Annotated in this window: 1 protein-coding gene; it reads right to left on the bottom strand. The window is 55.6% G+C overall.

Annotated features, from left to right (window positions below; all coding sequences use genetic code 11):
- The coding region (locus R2R70_RS19720) for a S49 family peptidase (protein WP_410978856.1) at positions 1 to 284 on the bottom strand (284 nt) is incomplete at both ends.

Below are 284 nucleotides of genomic sequence, written 5' to 3'. Positions count from 1 at the left end.
CAGTGCCCTGGTGATAGAAACATCCGCCAGCGGTGAAGTTGAGACACCATCAGTATGAACACCAATCGAATCCAGACTATTTTCTACGGTGGTGATCACGCCGAAGATACCGATAGAACCGGTCAGGGTGCTGGGGTTAGCCACAATGTAATTAGCTGGCGTGGAAATCCAGTAACCACCAGATGCCGCCATGCCGCCCATCGATACAACCACAGGCTTACCCGCTGCCCAGGCGGCAGCGTTACCGCGTCTGAAGTGATTCGCGCTGAACTGGCAGCAGCCCG

Source organism: Cobetia sp. SIMBA_158 (assembly GCF_046566945.1).
GTDB lineage: Bacteria > Pseudomonadota > Gammaproteobacteria > Pseudomonadales > Halomonadaceae > Cobetia > Cobetia amphilecti.
Note: the sequence above shows the minus strand (reverse complement) of the source record. Positions and strands in the feature narration are given on the sequence as shown.